This is a genomic window from Streptomyces sp. NPDC058221 (assembly GCF_042882365.1).
Classification (GTDB): Bacteria; Actinomycetota; Actinomycetes; order Streptomycetales; family Streptomycetaceae; genus Streptomyces.
In genome coordinates this window covers 1-15,812 of record NZ_JBHVWF010000019.1, presented here as the reverse complement: position 1 = coordinate 15,812, position 15,812 = coordinate 1, and the positions used below count along the sequence as shown (strand labels likewise).

The 15,812-nt window shown below is 69.1% G+C and carries 11 protein-coding genes and 1 tRNA gene; 1 reads left to right on the top strand and 11 read right to left on the bottom strand.

All coding sequences use genetic code 11. The features are described from left to right. Nucleotides 1–52 precede the first annotated feature (52 nt). The 3 genes from ACFVW8_RS09070 to ACFVW8_RS09060 form a co-directional block, all read right to left on the bottom strand. Nucleotides 53–1,414 carry a hypothetical protein gene (locus ACFVW8_RS09070; protein WP_389687662.1) on the bottom strand — a complete coding sequence of 454 codons (1,362 nt, stop codon included), beginning with the start codon at nt 1,412–1,414 and terminating at the stop codon, nt 53–55. After that, nucleotides 1,414–3,399 (bottom strand): VWA domain-containing protein, encoded by a 1,986-nt coding sequence (locus tag ACFVW8_RS09065; protein ID WP_389687660.1) that lies wholly within the window; start codon nt 3,397–3,399, stop codon nt 1,414–1,416. The genes ACFVW8_RS09070 and ACFVW8_RS09065 overlap by 1 nt, the downstream gene beginning before the upstream one ends. Nucleotides 3,400–3,527: 128 nt before the next feature. After that, nucleotides 3,528–3,662, bottom strand: coding sequence for a DLW-39 family protein (locus ACFVW8_RS09060; RefSeq protein ID WP_003958712.1), 135 nt, complete (start codon nt 3,660–3,662; stop codon nt 3,528–3,530). Nucleotides 3,663–3,968: 306 nt separating this feature from the next. Between ACFVW8_RS09060 and ACFVW8_RS09055 the strand changes: the two genes are divergently transcribed. Next, the gene (locus tag ACFVW8_RS09055) at nt 3,969–4,340 is read left to right on the top strand and encodes a DUF6344 domain-containing protein (protein ID WP_389687658.1); all 372 of its coding nucleotides are present in this window, start codon (nt 3,969–3,971) and stop codon (nt 4,338–4,340) included. A 470-nt stretch (nt 4,341–4,810) separates the two neighbouring features. Here the strand turns inward: ACFVW8_RS09055 and ACFVW8_RS09050 are convergent. The 8 genes from ACFVW8_RS09050 to dnaN form a co-directional block, all read right to left on the bottom strand. Further along, nucleotides 4,811–4,884, bottom strand: a tRNA-Ile gene (locus ACFVW8_RS09050). Between the two features lie 70 nt (nt 4,885–4,954). Continuing rightward, nucleotides 4,955–5,566 (bottom strand): DUF3566 domain-containing protein, encoded by a 612-nt coding sequence (locus tag ACFVW8_RS09045; protein WP_389687656.1) that lies wholly within the window; start codon nt 5,564–5,566, stop codon nt 4,955–4,957. A 93-nt stretch (nt 5,567–5,659) separates the two neighbouring features. Further along, entirely contained in the window at nt 5,660–8,311 is a 2,652-nt protein-coding gene (gene gyrA / locus ACFVW8_RS09040) for a DNA gyrase subunit A (protein ID WP_389687654.1), read from the bottom strand. A 46-nt stretch (nt 8,312–8,357) separates the two neighbouring features. Beyond that, nucleotides 8,358–10,445, bottom strand: a complete 2,088-nt coding sequence (gyrB, locus tag ACFVW8_RS09035) for a DNA topoisomerase (ATP-hydrolyzing) subunit B (protein ID WP_389687652.1) — start codon at nt 10,443–10,445, stop codon at nt 8,358–8,360. A 392-nt stretch (nt 10,446–10,837) separates the two neighbouring features. Beyond that, the gene (locus tag ACFVW8_RS09030; RefSeq protein WP_389687650.1) at nt 10,838–11,437 is read right to left on the bottom strand and encodes a DUF721 domain-containing protein; all 600 of its coding nucleotides are present in this window, start codon (nt 11,435–11,437) and stop codon (nt 10,838–10,840) included. Next, nucleotides 11,434–12,564 carry a DNA replication/repair protein RecF gene (gene recF / locus ACFVW8_RS09025; protein ID WP_389687648.1) on the bottom strand — a complete coding sequence of 377 codons (1,131 nt, stop codon included), beginning with the start codon at nt 12,562–12,564 and terminating at the stop codon, nt 11,434–11,436. Before recF ends, ACFVW8_RS09030 begins: the two co-directional genes overlap by 4 nt. A gap of 83 nt (nt 12,565–12,647) precedes the next feature. Continuing rightward, the gene (gnd, locus tag ACFVW8_RS09020; RefSeq protein WP_389687646.1) at nt 12,648–13,526 is read right to left on the bottom strand and encodes a phosphogluconate dehydrogenase (NAD(+)-dependent, decarboxylating); all 879 of its coding nucleotides are present in this window, start codon (nt 13,524–13,526) and stop codon (nt 12,648–12,650) included. Nucleotides 13,527–13,657: 131 nt separating this feature from the next. After that, nucleotides 13,658–14,788, bottom strand: coding sequence for a DNA polymerase III subunit beta (gene dnaN, locus ACFVW8_RS09015; RefSeq protein ID WP_389687644.1), 1,131 nt, complete (start codon nt 14,786–14,788; stop codon nt 13,658–13,660). Nucleotides 14,789–15,812: the final 1,024 nt, after the last annotated feature.

The following is a 15,812-nucleotide window of genomic DNA, read 5'->3' as shown; positions in this document are numbered from 1 at the left end:
GGACCCGGCTCCGGCGTCCGGTCCGCCCCGGCAGCAGCGGCCCCCCGCCCGGCTACCAGGCCTGCGGCGGCCCTCCGTACGGCTGCTGCTGAGCGCTGTCGGCCGTCCCGGCCGGTGCCGCGGCCGCTGCGCGTCGGGCAAACAGCATCCAGCCGCCCAGCCCGAGCACCAGCACGGCGCCCGCACCGATGCCGGCCGCGCCGACCAGCTTCATCTTGTCGCTCTTGCTCTCGGCGGCCTGCGGGGCGCTCTGGCCGTTCTTGGCCATGTCCTTGTCGCCCTGGGTGACACCGAAGATCCCGGCGTCGCCCGCGTAAGGCGTGTCGTCCTTGGCCTCGCCCTTGACGTTGACCGTGAGAGTCACCGGGTACGGCTTGGAGCCGTAGTACTGGGCGACCTCCGGGCTCAGCGTCACCGACAGGTAGTACCAGCCGGCGAAGCGCATCGCGCTGACGTTGCCGCTGGACGCGAACCTGTTCTCGTACGCCACCGGAGGCACCGGGTCCAGGGACGCCGAAGCCGGCTTGCCCGAGTAGGCCAGGGGGGCGGCGGAGCCGACATGGCCGAGCGCCGGGTTGTCCAGGGACATCGAGAGCGCGCCGCTGATGTACTCGTCCACGTCGGGTTCGGTGCTGTTACCGAGAGCGGCGGTGGCGAAGATCTGCTGCCCCCAGTCCACCGGGACCCGGTAGAAGAGGGTCTGTCCGGGCTCGACCTCGTCCTTCCACTCACCGGTTTGCAGGCTCGTCGCGTCGTAGTAACTGCTGCCGCCGTGCCTGCGGTTGTCCGCGGCCTGGGCGGGCGGCTCCGGCGAAGCGGACGGCCAGTCCTCCGGAGCATCGGTCGGCCTCGGCCGGCCCTTCGCGAGCTGCGGCTCCGACGCGTACCGGATCTCCAGCTCCCAGTCCCCGCGCCCCGAGGTGTCCTCGTTCTCCCGCTCGATCAGGACGTTGTACGTACCGGCGCCCTGGCAGCTGCTGCTGTCCTTGTCCACATTGCGATAGGCGTACGCGGCGAGGGGGCGCGCGTACTCCGCGGACTCGAAGTGGGCGTTCTCCGAGCTGCACTGCAGGTCCGACTTGTCCCTGATGCTGACCGTGATGCCGTCCCCGTAGGCGACCTTGCCGCCGTCCTTGGGCACGATGACGGCCGAGACGTACGCGTTCGTCGTCGCCTCCAGGTTCAGCCGGTAGTAGAGCTTCTGGCCGAACTTGATCGAACTCCGGTAGACCGATCCGGCCGTGAGCGCCTTCGCATCGGTGCTGACCGCGGCGCCGTCGACCTTCTTCGCCTGCGGGTCGAAGGCGTACGCGGCGGGCCCATCGGCCCCGTACGCCTGCCCCGGCAGCGCCGCCACCGCGCACATCGCCGCGACTGCGGCCAGCGTCGCCCGGCCCCTGCTGCGCTGCCTCATCACGCACTTCCCCTCGTCGTCCGTGCGGCTGCCCCGCGGCGGTTGCGTACATATACGAACACGGCGACCAGCGCGGCCATGACGGCCGCCCCGGCAGCAGCCGCGACGCCGGTCCATCCTGCCCCTCCGGCACCACCGCTGTCTGCGTGCGCGGGCGAATCACCCTTATTGTCCGCATCCTTGGCTCCGTGCTCGCCGGCACCGCTGTCGTCAGCGGCCCGCACAGGGGCTCCGTGCTGCGGCCCGGCCCGTTCGGCACCGAACACCGACACCCGCAGCACCAGACCGATCTGCGGATTCTGCGCGATCTCCGCAGCCTGCGCACCCAACGTCAGCGAAATGTAGAAGTCGCCCCCGGCATGCACCGGCTGTACGTTGCCCCGGCTCTCGTAACGGTTGGTCCAGGAGACCGGGACCCCGCCCATCCGGAGAGCCGAGGGGCGGCCGTTGTACATCGTCGTCGGGGTGAACTCGCCGCCGTCGGTGAGCGGATACCGGGCCGGCGTGTAGAGCCGGGTCGCCCCGTAGGAGTACGTGGCGGAGGGGCGCTCCACCGTGGGCTCGTTCGCGAACTCGACGTCGTAGCGCACCTGCTGGCCCCAGCCGGCCGGAACCTTGTACCAGAGCGTCTGGGACGGCAGGATCCGGTCGCGCCAGACGCCCTGCCCGGTCGTCCTGGCGTCGTTGAAGCCGGTGCCGCCCCGCACATCGCGGGGGTCGCCCGCCGGCAGCGTGGCCTCCTTGTCGCCCCGGCCGTACTCCGCCTCCGACCGGGCGGGCGTCACGCCCTTCTTCAACGGCGCCTCGACCCCGTACACGAGCTCCAGCGGCCGGCGTGCGGCATCGGACCCCTTCTTGCTCTCCCGCTCCACCACCAGCCGGTACCGGCCCGCGCGGTCACAGGGGCGGGTGCCGGCCTCCGAGCGGATTCGGGCGACCGCCGATGTCAGCGGGACCGCCCCTTCCTTCTGCAGGAAGCGTTCGGTGTCCGTCCCGCACGAAGCGTGGTCGTCGTACTCGATCCTCGTACTCAGGGCGTCGAACGTGTCGACGGACGCCCCTGGCTGCGACACCGCCGTCGCAGCGAGTCGGCCGTGGACACGGCGTCCAGACCGACGGCGTAATCCCGCTTCTCGCCCGGACCGATGGTGTCCAGATACTGCCCGGGTACGAGCACGGGGGCGCCGTCGGCCGTGGCCGCCCCCGTCACCCGCTCGCCCGCTCGCCCGCTCGCCCCGGAAGCGATAGCCGTCGGCGGAGAGCTGCGCGGCGCGCTGGAGCTGGCGGGCCAGCGCCTTGGCGTCCGGGGCGTCGTAGTAACGGCCGTTGCCGGCGTTCGCGATGCATTCGAGCTGCTTGCGGGCCGCGCCCTTCACCTGGAAGCCGACGGTGTCGATCCGCAGCCCGACCCCCTCCTTGCCGAGCTGCTCGGCGACCTCGCAGGGCTGCGGCGTACCGCAGTTGTCCTCACCGTCGGAGATCAGCAGGACCGTGCGCGTACCGATGGCGCCCCGGGCGGGCTGCGGCAGATCCTGCGCCGCCTTCCGGAGCGACAGGCCGATGGGGGTGTCGCCCCGGGGCCGTACGCCGGCGACCGCCCGCTTCACCGCGGTCCGGTCGAGCTTCCGCACCGGGCGCACCAGCCGGGTGTCCGTGCAGCCCTGCGGCCGGTCGGCACCGTACACCCGCAGGCCGGTGGGGTAGCCGTCGGGAAGGCCGTCCACGACCGTGCCCACGGCTGTACGGGCACTCTCCATCCTGGTCCGGCCCGTGCCGTCGTCGTCCCCCATGGAACCGGACGAGTCGAGCACCATGACCAGGCTGCCGCTCCCGTCGGATCCGGTCGTCCCCGAGGCGGCGGGCGCCGCCGCGGCCGGCAGTGCGCCGGCCACCAGGGCGAACAGCACCCCGCCGACCGATGTCCCCACCCGGGCCGTGCGGCGGTGCTCACGTGCCCTCGTCCATGCCCTCTGAACCGAAATCACCGGCTCATTTACTCAAGCAACCTAATGATTTACGTAGGCGAACTCAACAGCACAGGTGCCACGGTCCCGCAACAGCACGAGGCCCCGGCCGCTCGAAGCGACCGGGGCCCGCGACAGGCTGTTCTGTCTCACACACCCGAACCTGCGGGCACGGAGTCAGTCGCCTCCGTCCACAGATCCTGCTCGGCGCGATCCGCCTGGATCTGGCGGTACACGAGGAGCCCGCCGATGGCGGCCAGTGCGACCAGGAGAAGCTTCTTCACCGCGCGACCTCGTCTTTCGTTGGCGTAGGGGACTTCTGCCGCCCGACTATACACACCGGCCGATATCGACCGGTGACCTCCCCGCAACCCAACTGGGGCCTGTGGAAAAGCGATCGTCGGAGGATCGGGCCACCCGTGTCGCCGGCCCCGGAGAGGGGTCGGGCCCGGTGGATCGGGACCGGTTGAACCATACGAGTGGTGTTCATACGAACATCGGCGCATCGGCGGCGTCGGTCCAAGAAATCGCGGGCCGGATCCACATCATCGGAAAGGTAAGCAAACCGGACCACCTGAAAGTGAGGGGCCATGAGCGCCCACACGGCCAAGAACATCTGGACCGCCTTCATCACCGCGTTCTTCGCACTTCTCGCCGCACTGGGCCTCGCCGGCTCCACCGCGTCGGCCACGGAAGCCACGGTCACGGAGCCGGCGGCCACGACCCAGCAGCACACGGGTGCGACCGCGGCAACCGCGACCACCCCGTCGGTGCGATGGACCCTTCCGCGTGACCGGGCACTGCCACCCACGATGAAGCAGCGCATCCGCGCCGAGGCGCACGGCTCCTCACCCGCCACCCGCCATCTGTCCGCAGACACGACGGACACCACGAACACCACCAGCACCGCCCGCGCCTCGCACGGTGCCCCGGCGGGGGACGCGTCCCTGCTGCCACCCTGAGAGCCCCGCACCTGACCTCCAGAGCCCCTGGGCCGGTTCACACCGGACGGGGGCTTTCCCGTGCGCCCACCGGCGCCGACGTGCCACTGCCACTGCCACTGCCACTGCCACCACAACGACCGGACCCACTACGACAGCCCCGGCAGCACACCGGCCTGCAGGCCACCACCGGAGCGCAGCTGAGCCGCCGTGCCGTGCTCTGCACGAGCCGGGACCCCGGACACCGGGGGGCGGACCCCGGATGCCAGGCGCAGGGGTCAGTCACAGAGCCAGGGCACAGGAATCAAGTCCCGGCGCGCAGTCCGGGCGCGGGCGTCCGGACACCGCGCTCCGGAAACGGAGTTCGGGGGGAAGCCCGCGGGGGCGGTGTTCACGGAACGCCCGCAGGCATCGGCCCCGCACGCCGGAGGGTTCATACACGCAGAAGGCCCGGACTCTCCGAAGAGGGTCCGGGCCTTCTGCTGCAACTGTGGGGCTAACAGGATTTGAACCTGTGGCCTCATCCTTATCAGGGATGCGCTCTAACCAACTGAGCTATAGCCCCGCCGCGCTGTGCGCTGACTTCTGAAGATTAGCGCACGTCGTGGCCAGTCCCAAAATCGATACCCGCGTAGCTACTCGTCCTCGGCCAGCGTGAGCTCGACACCGCCCACGAAGCCCGCCGACAAGTTGTAGATGAAGGCGCCCAGCGTCGCCAGCGCGGTGGCCAGCACCACATCGATCACCGCGATGACCGAGGTGAAGATGAGGACCCGGGGCAGCGAGAGGAACGCCTGCAGATCGAAGCCGCTGCCCTCGTTGGAACCGGTGGCCTCGCTGATCGTGCCGCCCACGGTGGAGAAGACGCCCATCGCGTCCATCACCATCCACAGGACCGCCGACGCCACCACCGTGCAGATGCCGAGTGCGATGGACAGCAGGAAGCTGACCTTCATCACCGACCACGGATCGGCCTTGGCCACCCGCAGACGCGCCTTGCGGGTACGCGGAGTGGTCCGCGCCCCCGTCCGCGCCTTGCGGGACGCCTGTGCCGCGCCCACGCCCGGCACACCGCCCTGCTGGGCTCCGTGGGACGGCCGGCCACCCTGGGTCCCGCCCGGGGGCGAGGGGTAGGCCTGGGGCGGGTGGTAAGGCCCCGCTGGGCCCGGTGCGGGTTCCCGCTCACCGGGCAGCGGCCCGGCCGCGTAACCCTCGTACTGGGGCTGTGGACCCCGGGTATCCGTCACAGTGCCCCCTTGGGAGTCCGTGGCAGGGCCACGGGCACCGTTCGCGCCGGCTCCGGAAGCGGCCGAACCGGCGCCCGTGGCTCCACTCACGCTCTACTCCTCGTGCTCCCCGGTCGAGGACGTCGTGCCCTCGACTGTGCTCTCGGCAGCCGCGTCGGCCGTGGTGGCCTCAGCCGACACTGCCTCGGCCGTCTCGTCGTCGGCGTCCACGATCCCGTCGACCTCTTCGGCCTCGCGACCCGCCTCGGCGTTACGAGCGATCCCGACAACGGCATCGCGCTTGCCCAGATTGATCAGTTGGACGCCCATGGTGTCACGGCCCGTCTCCCTGACTTCGTTGACTCGCGTACGAATCACACCACCGCCGAGCGTGATGGCCAGGATCTCATCCGTAGCCTCGACCACCAGCGCACCGACCAGTGAGCCCCGGTCCTCCACGATCTTGGCGGCCTTGATGCCCAGGCCACCGCGACCCTGAACGCGGTACTCGTCAACAGGGGTCCGCTTCGCGTACCCGCCGTCAGTGGCAGTGAACACGAAAGTACCGGGCCTGACGACATTCATCGAGAGAAGTTCGTCTCCCTCGCGGAAACTCATGCCCTTGACACCCGATGTGGCGCGGCCCATCGGGCGCAGTGCATCGTCCGTCGCAGTGAACCTGATCGACTGGGCCTTCTTGCTGATGAGCAGCAGATCGTCCTCGGACGACACCAGCTCCGCACCGATCAGCTCGTCGTCCGAGCCGTCCGCCGTCTCGCGCAGGTTGATGGCGATGACGCCACCGGCGCGCGGGGAGTCGTAGTCCTTCAGCGCGGTCTTCTTCACGAGACCGCCCTTCGTGGCCAGAATCAGGTACGGCGCGGCGTCGTAGTCGCGGATCGCCAGGATCTGCGCGATCTGCTCATCCGGCTGGAAGGCCAGCAGGTTGGCCACGTGCTGACCGCGCGCGTCACGGCCGGCGTCCGGGAGCTCGTACGCCTTCGCCCGGTAGACCCGGCCCTTGTTGGTGAAGAACAGCAGCCAGTGGTGCGTCGTCGACACGAAGAAGTGGTCGACGATGTCGTCTTCCCTGAGCTTCGTGCCGCGCACGCCCTTGCCGCCGCGCTTCTGCGAGCGGTAGTCGTCCGTCTTCGTGCGCTTCACATAGCCGCCGCGAGAGATCGTGACGACGATGTCCTCCTCGGCGATCAGGTCCTCGATGGACATGTCACCGTCGAAGGGCACCAGCTTGGAGCACCGGTCGTCGCCGAACTTGTCGACGATCGCCGCCAGCTCCTCGCTGACGATCTGCCGCTGCCGCTCGGGCGACACCAGGATCGCGTTGTACTCATTGATCTTCGCCTGGAGCTCGTCGTGCTCGGCGGTGATCTTCTGGTGCTCCAGCGCGGCCAGCCGGCGCAGCTGCATCTCCAGGATCGCGTTCGCCTGGATCTCGTCGATCTCCAGGAGGCCCATCAGGCCCTCGCGCGCGATCTCCACGGTGTTGCTGCGCCGGATGAGGGCGATGACCTCGTCGATCGCGTCCAGGGCCTTGAGCAGGCCGCGCAGGATGTGCGCCCGCTCCTCGGCCTTGCGCAGCCGGAACTTCGTACGCCTGACGATGACCTCGATCTGATGCGTCACCCAGTGGCGGATGAACGCGTCGATCGACAGGGTGCGCGGCACCCCGTCCACCAGCGCCAGCATGTTGGCGCCGAAGTTGGTCTGCAGATCGGTGTGCTTGTACAGGTTGTTCAGTACGACCTTGGCGACCGCGTCCCGCTTGAGCACGACGACCAGGCGCTGCCCCGTACGCGAGGAGGTCTCGTCACGGACGTCGGCGATGCCCCCGACCTTGCCGTCCTTCACCAGGTCGGCGATCTTCTGCGCGAGGTTGTCGGGGTTGGTCTGGTACGGAAGCTCCGTGACCACCAGGCACTGGCGGTTCTGGATCTCCTCGACCGCCACGACCGCGCGCATCGTGATCGAGCCACGGCCCGTGCGGTACGCCTCCTCGATGCCCTTGCGGCCCACGACGAGCGCCCCGGTCGGGAAGTCCGGGCCCTTGATCCGCTCGATCAGGGCCTCCAGGAGCTCTTCCTGTGAGGCCTCCGGATGCTCCAGGTACCACTGCGCACCGGCGGCGACCTCGCGCAGGTTGTGCGGCGGGATGTTGGTCGCCATGCCGACCGCGATGCCCGCGGAGCCGTTGACCAGCAGGTTCGGGAAGCGCGCCGGCAGGACCGTCGGCTCCTGGTTGCGGCCGTCGTAGTTGTCCTGGAAGTCGACGGTCTCCTCGTCGATGTCCCGGACCATCTCCATGGACAGCGGCATCATCTTGCACTCGGTGTACCGCATGGCGGCGGCCGGGTCGTTGCCCGGGGAACCGAAGTTGCCGTTGGAGTCCACCAGCGGCATGCGCATCGACCAGTGCTGCGCCAGGCGCACAAGCGCGTCGTAGATCGAGGCGTCGCCGTGCGGGTGGTACGTACCCATGACGTCACCGACGACGCGGGCGCACTTGTAGAAGCCCTTCTCGGGCCGGTAGCCGCCGTCGTACATCGCGTACAGCACCCGGCGGTGGACGGGCTTGAGGCCGTCCCGCACGTCGGGCAGCGCACGCGACACGATGACGGACATCGCGTAGTCGAGGTAGGAGCGCTGCATCTCCGTCTCAAGCCCGACGGGCTCGACACGCATGCCCACGCCCTCCACGGGCGGAACCTCTTCTGGCGTCACGGGGGCAGGGGTGTTCTCGTCGGCCATTGCTGGTCAAAGTCCTTTCGCGCTGCGGCTTGCTGTTAGGGCCGACTCAGATGTCGAGGAAGCGGACGTCCTTGGCGTTGCGCTGGATGAACGAGCGTCGTGCCTCGACGTCCTCACCCATCAGCACCGAGAACAGGTCGTCGGCCTGCGCCGCGTCGTCGAGCGTGACCTGGCCGAGGACTCGGTGGTCGACGTCCATCGTGGTGACGCGCAGCTCCTCGGCGTTCATCTCGCCGAGACCCTTGAAGCGCTGGATCGAGTCTTCCTTGATCCGCTTGCCGTTCTGCTTGCCGAGGGCCACGAGGGCGTCGCGCTCGCGGTCCGAGTACGCGTACTCGAAGTCGTCCCGGCCCCACTTGATCTTGTAGAGCGGCGGGCGCGAGAGGTAGACGTGCCCGGCCTCGACCAGCGGTCGCATGAAGCGGAAGAGGAACGTGAGCAGCAGGGTGTTGATGTGCTGACCGTCGACGTCGGCGTCCGCCATCAGAATGATCTTGTGATAGCGGAGCTTCTCGATGTCGAAGTCCTCGTGGACCCCGGTGCCGAAGGCCGAGATCAGCGCCTGGACCTCGGTGTTCTGCAGGATCTTGTCGATGCGGGCCTTCTCGACGTTCAGGATCTTGCCGCGGATCGGCAGGATGGCCTGGTACATCGGGTTACGGCCGGACTTCGCCGAACCACCGGCGGAGTCACCCTCGACGATGAAGATCTCGCACTTCGTCGGGTCGTTGGACTGGCAGTCGCTGAGCTTGCCCGGCAGCGAGGCACTCTCCAGGAGCCCCTTGCGACGGGTCAGGTCACGCGCCTTGCGGGCCGCCACGCGGGCGGTCGAGGCGGCGATGCCCTTGCGGATGATGTCGGCGGCCTCGTTGGGGTTCCGGTCGAACCAGTCCGTCAGCTGCTCGTGGACGACCTTCTGCACGAAGGTCTTGGCCTCCGTGTTGCCCAGCTTGGTCTTCGTCTGGCCCTCGAACTGCGGCTCGCCCAGCTTGACCGAGATGATCGCCGTCAGACCCTCGCGAACGTCCTCACCGGTGAGGTTGTCGTCCTTCTCGCGCAGCAGCTTCTTGTCGCGCGCGTACCGGTTCACCAGCGAGGTCAGCGCCGCACGGAAGCCCTCCTCGTGCGTACCGCCCTCATGCGTGTGGATCGCGTTGGCGAAGGAGTAGACCCCCTCGCTGTACTGCGTGTTCCACTGCATGGCGATCTCGGCCGAGAGGAGACGCTCCTTGTCCTCGGCCTCGATGTCGATCACCGACTGGTGGATGACATCGCCCTTGCGGGAGTTCAGGTACTTCACGAAATCGACGATGCCGTTTTCGTAGTGGTACGTGACCGTCCGGTTCGGCTCCTCCTCGGGTACGTCGACCGCCTCGACGCTGTCCGCGCCGGCGGTCGCCTTCGCCGACTCCCGCTCGTCGGTGAGCTTGAGGGTGAGGCCCTTGTTGAGGAAGGCCATCTCCTGGAAGCGACGCGAGAGGGTCTCGAAGGAGTACTCGGTCGTCTCGAAGATGTCGCCGTCGGCCCAGAACGTGACGGACGTCCCCGTCTCGTCGATGGCCTCGTTACGGGCCAGCGGGGCCGTCGGGACGCCGAGCTTGTAGTCCTGCGTCCAGCGGTAGCCGTCCGTCTTGACCTCGACGGAGACCCGGGTGGACAGGGCATTGACGACGGACACACCGACGCCGTGCAGACCACCGGAGACGGCGTAACCGCCGCCGCCGAACTTTCCGCCCGCGTGCAGGACGGTGAGCACGACCTCGACGGCCGGCTTGCCTTCGGACGGCACGATGCCGACCGGGATACCGCGGCCGTTGTCGATCACGCGCACCCCGCCGTCGGCGAGGATCGTGACGTCGATGGTGTCCGCGTGCCCGGCCATCGCCTCGTCGACCGAGTTGTCGACGACCTCCTGCACCAGGTGGTGCAGCCCTCGCTCACCGGTCGAGCCGATGTACATGCCGGGTCGCTTGCGGACCGCGTCCAGGCCCTCCAGGACGGTGATCGCGCTGGCGTCGTACGAGGCTGTCACCTCGTTCAAGGCGGAAGCGACGACGCTCTCACCGGGGGTGGACGGAATGTTGTCGTTGGGGTTGCCGGAATCGGCCACGAAGCGCCCTTTCTGGCACAGCACAGGCCGTTCTCCGGGCAGGCGGGAGCGGCTGCGTCGTTCGGCTTGTATCGACGAATCCCGCAAGGACGCGGGATTGTCCACCAGTCTACCGGTAGCGCCGACCCGAATGGGGGTTTGCCGGTACCTGAGTCCGCATGTGCCGCCCTGAATGAGCGCCTGACGACTCCCCATATTCGGGAAGGGGCCTCAAGAGGCTCACACGGGCGTTGAGCGCTTCGGCCTGTCAACCTCCGGCTACCGTGAGGGACGCCCGCTCGACTCCGTACGGTTTCCACCGCCGCACAGCCGTACGACACAGGGCCCGAGGCCTCGGGAACAAGCGGGCCGCACCCCGCCGTGACTGCCGCGCCCGGAGCCGGGGCGCCACCCCACGAGAACGGTAAAAGGCCAGGTCAGCCGTAGGTGTCGCCCGGTCCCTTGCTGCCCGGTGCACGCAGCGGACCGAATCTGCGCTGCGGGCCTCCCGGCCCCAGCACCTTGATCATCCGCACGGTCCCGTGCCCCAGATCCGCGTTCAGCCGGGCCACCAGCTGCGGCGCCAGCAGCCGCAGCTGCGTCGCCCACGCCGTCGAATCGCACTGGACCGTCAGCACTCGCTCCGCGGGATCGTCGTCGTAACGCAACGGCACACAATGATTGGCCAGATCATCACCTACGATCTGCGGCCAGCGGCCCATCACACCGCCCACCGCCGCCGGCGCCTCCCAGCCCCGTTCGGTGATCAGCCGATTGATCGCCGCACCCAGCGGCAGCGGATCGCGGCCGTCCGCCCGCGCCCCGGACCGCAGCCCCCCGCCCCGTCCGGCCTGCTTCTTCTGCTGCGCGGCCGCACCGCGCGCCCGCGCCTGCTCCTTCGCCGCGCGCAACGCCACCCGCGCCAGGTCCACTCCCGAGGGCTCCGGCGGTTTCGCCGCCCCGGACGACGGCTTGGGCGGCGTCCCGGCCGGGCCGCCTTCCGGGAGCTGCTCAGGACTGTCCGCGGCGCCGCTCACAGCCGCTCCACCTCGCCCGCCGACACCGCGTACCGCGTGCCCGCCAGCACCCCGGGGACGTCATCGTCCACCGCGGCCGTCACCAGCACCTGCTCGCCCGGCGCCACCAGCTCGGCAAGGCGCTCACGCCGCCGCGCGTCCAGCTCGGCGAAGACGTCGTCCAGGACCAGCACGGGTTCGTTGCCCTCGGAACGCAGCAGATCGTACGAGGCAAGCCGCAGGGCCAGCGCGTACGACCACGACTCCCCGTGGCTCGCGTACCCCTTGGCCGGCATGGACCGCAGCCCCAGCACCAGATCGTCACGGTGCGGGCCGACCAGCGTCACACCGCGCTCGATCTCCTGCTTGCGCACCTCGGCGAGGGCCGCGATCAGCTGCGCGTACAGCTCCTCGCGCGTACGCGCGGGATCCACCTCCGCGCCCACCGAGCTGCGGTACTCCAGCGTCACCGGGCCGCCGCCGGGCGCCACGTCCGCGTACGCCTTGTCCGTCAGCGGCCGCATCGTCGCGATCAGGTCGAGCCGCTGCGCCAGCAGCTCGGCGCCCACCCGGCCCAGATGCTGGTCCCATACGTCGAGCGTCGAGAGATCCATCGACCTTCCGCCGTGCCTGCGCGCCATCGCCGCCGACTTCAGCAGCGTGTTCCGCTGCTTGAGCACCCGCTCGTAGTCCGACCGCACCCCGGCCATCCGCGGCGACCGCGCCGTGACCAGTTCGTCCAGGAACCGGCGGCGCTCACCCGGATCGCCCTTGACCAGCGCCAGATCCTCGGGCGCGAACAGCACCGTTCGGACGATGCCGAGCACATCACGCGGTCTGACCTGCGATGACCGATTGATCCTGGCGCGATTGGCCTTGCCCGGGTTCAGCTCGAGCTCCACCAGCTGCGAGCGCTCGCCCTGGGTGACGGCAGCCCTGATGACGGCCCGCTCCGCTCCCATGCGCACCAGGGGCGCATCGGAGGAGACCCGGTGGCTGCCGAGTGTGGCGAGATAGCCGACGGCCTCGACCAGATTCGTCTTGCCCTGGCCGTTGGCCCCCACGAACGCGGTGACGCCCGGGTCGAGAGGCACCTCGACCCGGGCGTACGAGCGGAAGTCGGCCAGCGACAGATGCGTGACATGCATGGTGTACGCCGACCTTTCCGGCTTCCTGCTCCGTGCGCGTAGTGCGGGACGGACGCTCCGGTCCGGCCCGCTGCTCGTTGCTGCTACTTCTTGTTCTCGACCGCGTGGCCACCGAACTGGTTGCGCAGCGCGGCGATCATCTTCATCTGCGGGGAGTCGTCCTGGCGCGAGGCGAACCGGGCGAAGAGGGACGCGGTGATCGCGGGCAGCGGCACCGCGTTGTCGATCGCGGCCTCCACCGTCCAGCGGCCCTCGCCGGAGTCCGCTGCGAAGCCGCGGAGCTGGTCCAGGTGCTCGTCGTCGTCCAGGGCGTTGACCGCGAGGTCGAGCAGCCAGGAACGGATGACCGTGCCCTCCTGCCAGGAGCGGAAGACCTCGCGCACGTCGGTGACGGAGTCGACCTTCTCCAGGAGCTCCCAGCCCTCGGCGTAGGCCTGCATCATGGCGTACTCGATGCCGTTGTGAACCATCTTGGCGAAGTGGCCGGCGCCGACCTTGCCCGCGTGGACGGAACCGAAGTCGCCCTCGGGCTTGAGCGCGTCGAAGACCGGCTGGACCTTCGCGACGTTCTCGGCGTCGCCGCCGTACATCAGCGCGTAGCCGTTCTCCAGGCCCCAGACACCGCCGGAGACGCCGCAGTCGACGAACCCGATGCCCTTGATGCCGAGCTCGACCGCGTGCTTCTCGTCGTCGGTCCAGCGGGAGTTTCCGCCGTCCACGACGATGTCACCGGGCGAGAGCAGCTCGGACAGCTCGTCGACGGTGGACTGGGTCGCGGCGCCTGCCGGGACCATCACCCACACGACCCGGGGGCCCTTCAGCTTGCCCACAAGCTCTTCGAGGCTGTGGACATCGGCGACGTCCGGGTTGCGGTCGTAACCGATGACGGTGTGGCCTGCGCGGCGGATGCGCTCGCGCATGTTGCCGCCCATCTTGCCGAGGCCGACGAGACCGATCTCCATCAGAGATTCCTTAAGCGTTGTGCCGATTCGTACCCAGGACCGAGCCTACGCCCGGCCGGGGACAGGACGACGGACATGCTCGGCGCTGAGCGTGCCCGTCGGGGCCTGCCGTGACAGGACCGGTGACCGGATCAGCCGGAGAGGCGGACCGGCATGATCAGGTACTTGTACGCGTCGTCCGCCTCGGCGTCCACGGCCGGACGGCCGCTGAGCAGCGCGGGCTTGGTCGACGTCGTGAAGGAGAGCTGGGCGACCGGGGAGTCGATCGCGCTCAGGCCGTCCAGCAGGAAGGTCGGGTTGAAGGCGATCGAGATGTCGTCGCCCTCCAGGACCGCGTCGACCCGCTCCACAGCCTGTGCATCGTCGCTGGATCCCGCTTCCAGGATCAGCACACCCTGCTCGAAGCTGAGCCGCACCGGAGTGTTCCGCTCGGCCACCAGGGCGACGCGCTTGACGGCCTCGACGAACGGGGCCGTCTCGATGACCGCGACGGTGTTGAACTCCGTCGGGAACAGCGTGCGGTACTTCGGCAGATCGCCTTCGAGCAGCCGGGTGGTCGTCCGCCGGCCGGCGCCCTCGAAGCCGATGAGACCCTCACCGGCACCGGAGCCCGACAGCGCCAGCGTCACCGTATCGCCGCTGGTGAGCGCCTTGGCGGTGTCCAGCAGCGTCTTGGCGGGCACCAGGGCGACGGCGGATGCGTCGGCGTTCTCCGGCTTCCAGAGGAACTCGCGGACCGCGAAGCGGTAGCGGTCGGTGGAGGCGAGGGTGACGGTGTCGCCCTCGATCTCGATGCGCACGCCGGTGAGCACGGGCAGCGTGTCGTCGCGGCCCGCTGCGATGGCGACCTGGGCGGCGGCCGAGGCGAAGACCTCACCGGGGACCGTGCCGGTCGCCGTCGGCATCTCGGGCAGCGCCGGGTACTCCTCCACAGGAAGGGTGTGGAGTGTGAATCGCGAGGAGCCGCAGGCGACGGTCGCCCGTACACCGTCTGTGGAGATCTCCACCGGCCGGTTCGGCAGGGCGCGGCAGATGTCGGCGAGCAGCCGGCCGGACACGAGCACCGTGCCGTCCTCCTCGATCTCGGCGTCCACCGAGACCCGGGCCGAGACCTCGTAGTCGAAGCTCGAGAAGCTGAGGGCCCCGTCCTCAGCCTTCAGCAGAAGGCCCGCAAGAACGGGCGCCGGCGGACGGGCCGGGAGGCTACGGGCCACCCAGGCCACAGCCTCCGCGAGTACATCGCGCTCCACCCGGATCTTCACCGGAACCGCCTCCTGCTGTTGCTCGCTCGCCCTGCTGGCCTTCGTCGTCTGGATCGGGTCGCTCCACCCATGACAGGGGGAGGACGCCGGGGACCAGTCTGACGTACGGCACCGACACTCGGTGCTGCTCGGGGTCAAGTCGCGACAAGAGGTTCGGTGAGCTCCGGCGCCGAGTTGTGCACAGGCCCCACTTCGAAGCGGATTCCGGGCTAACTAGAGGTAGCAGTAGTAGTAGGGCCTGTGGAAACCGTGGATAACGTCGTTTTCGCAGGTCAGACCCTGTTTTTTGTCCACCGACCCTGTGGGCGGAACCGGTGGACAACCCGGGGTTTCTGTGGACACCCGAAAGTTCTGCACAACCGGTGCACAGGGCAGGGGGGTTTCTCCCCAGGCCTGTCCCCAGCTTTACCCACCTTCCCCACAGGCCAACCGACCCCCTCGGTGTGACGCCTTTCACTCGGTGCGGTGAAAGCGGGTGTTGTGTTGCCGAACAGTGGACAGAGGTGTGGAGAAGCGGCCAGAAGCTGGGGACAAGAGCGTCTGGCCTGTGGGCCGCCGGTGGACAACGACGACGGCGGTCTGTGGACGAATATTTTGTCCACAGGCTGTGGATCATTGTTGACCACAAATCCCCAGCCCTCTGAGCTGGCCTGATGGAGTATCGGCTGCCGTGCCTGTGGAAGCAGTATGGACAACTTTTCAATCCCCAGGCTGTGGAGGGCAGATTCTGCCCAGATCTGTGGAGAACAGCGCCTCCGCGGCACGTATTCGAACAGCTGAGGAGGGCGGGAGCTGTCGCGAACCGCGTGCACGACGGTCCCGAAGGGCGTTCGGGACGGCTTCCGAGCCGGTTCAGGACCTGCGGGCGCTGCCTCAGATCGCGTTCCAGAGAACTGAGAAGGGGGGGGGGGGGAGCCCGGGGGGGGGCCCACGCCCCCCTTGGTGGGGGGGCCCGCCCCCCGGGGGGGGGGGGGGCCCGCCCCCGGGGATGTTGGGGGGGGGTGGGAAGGGGGGCGCGGTGTTT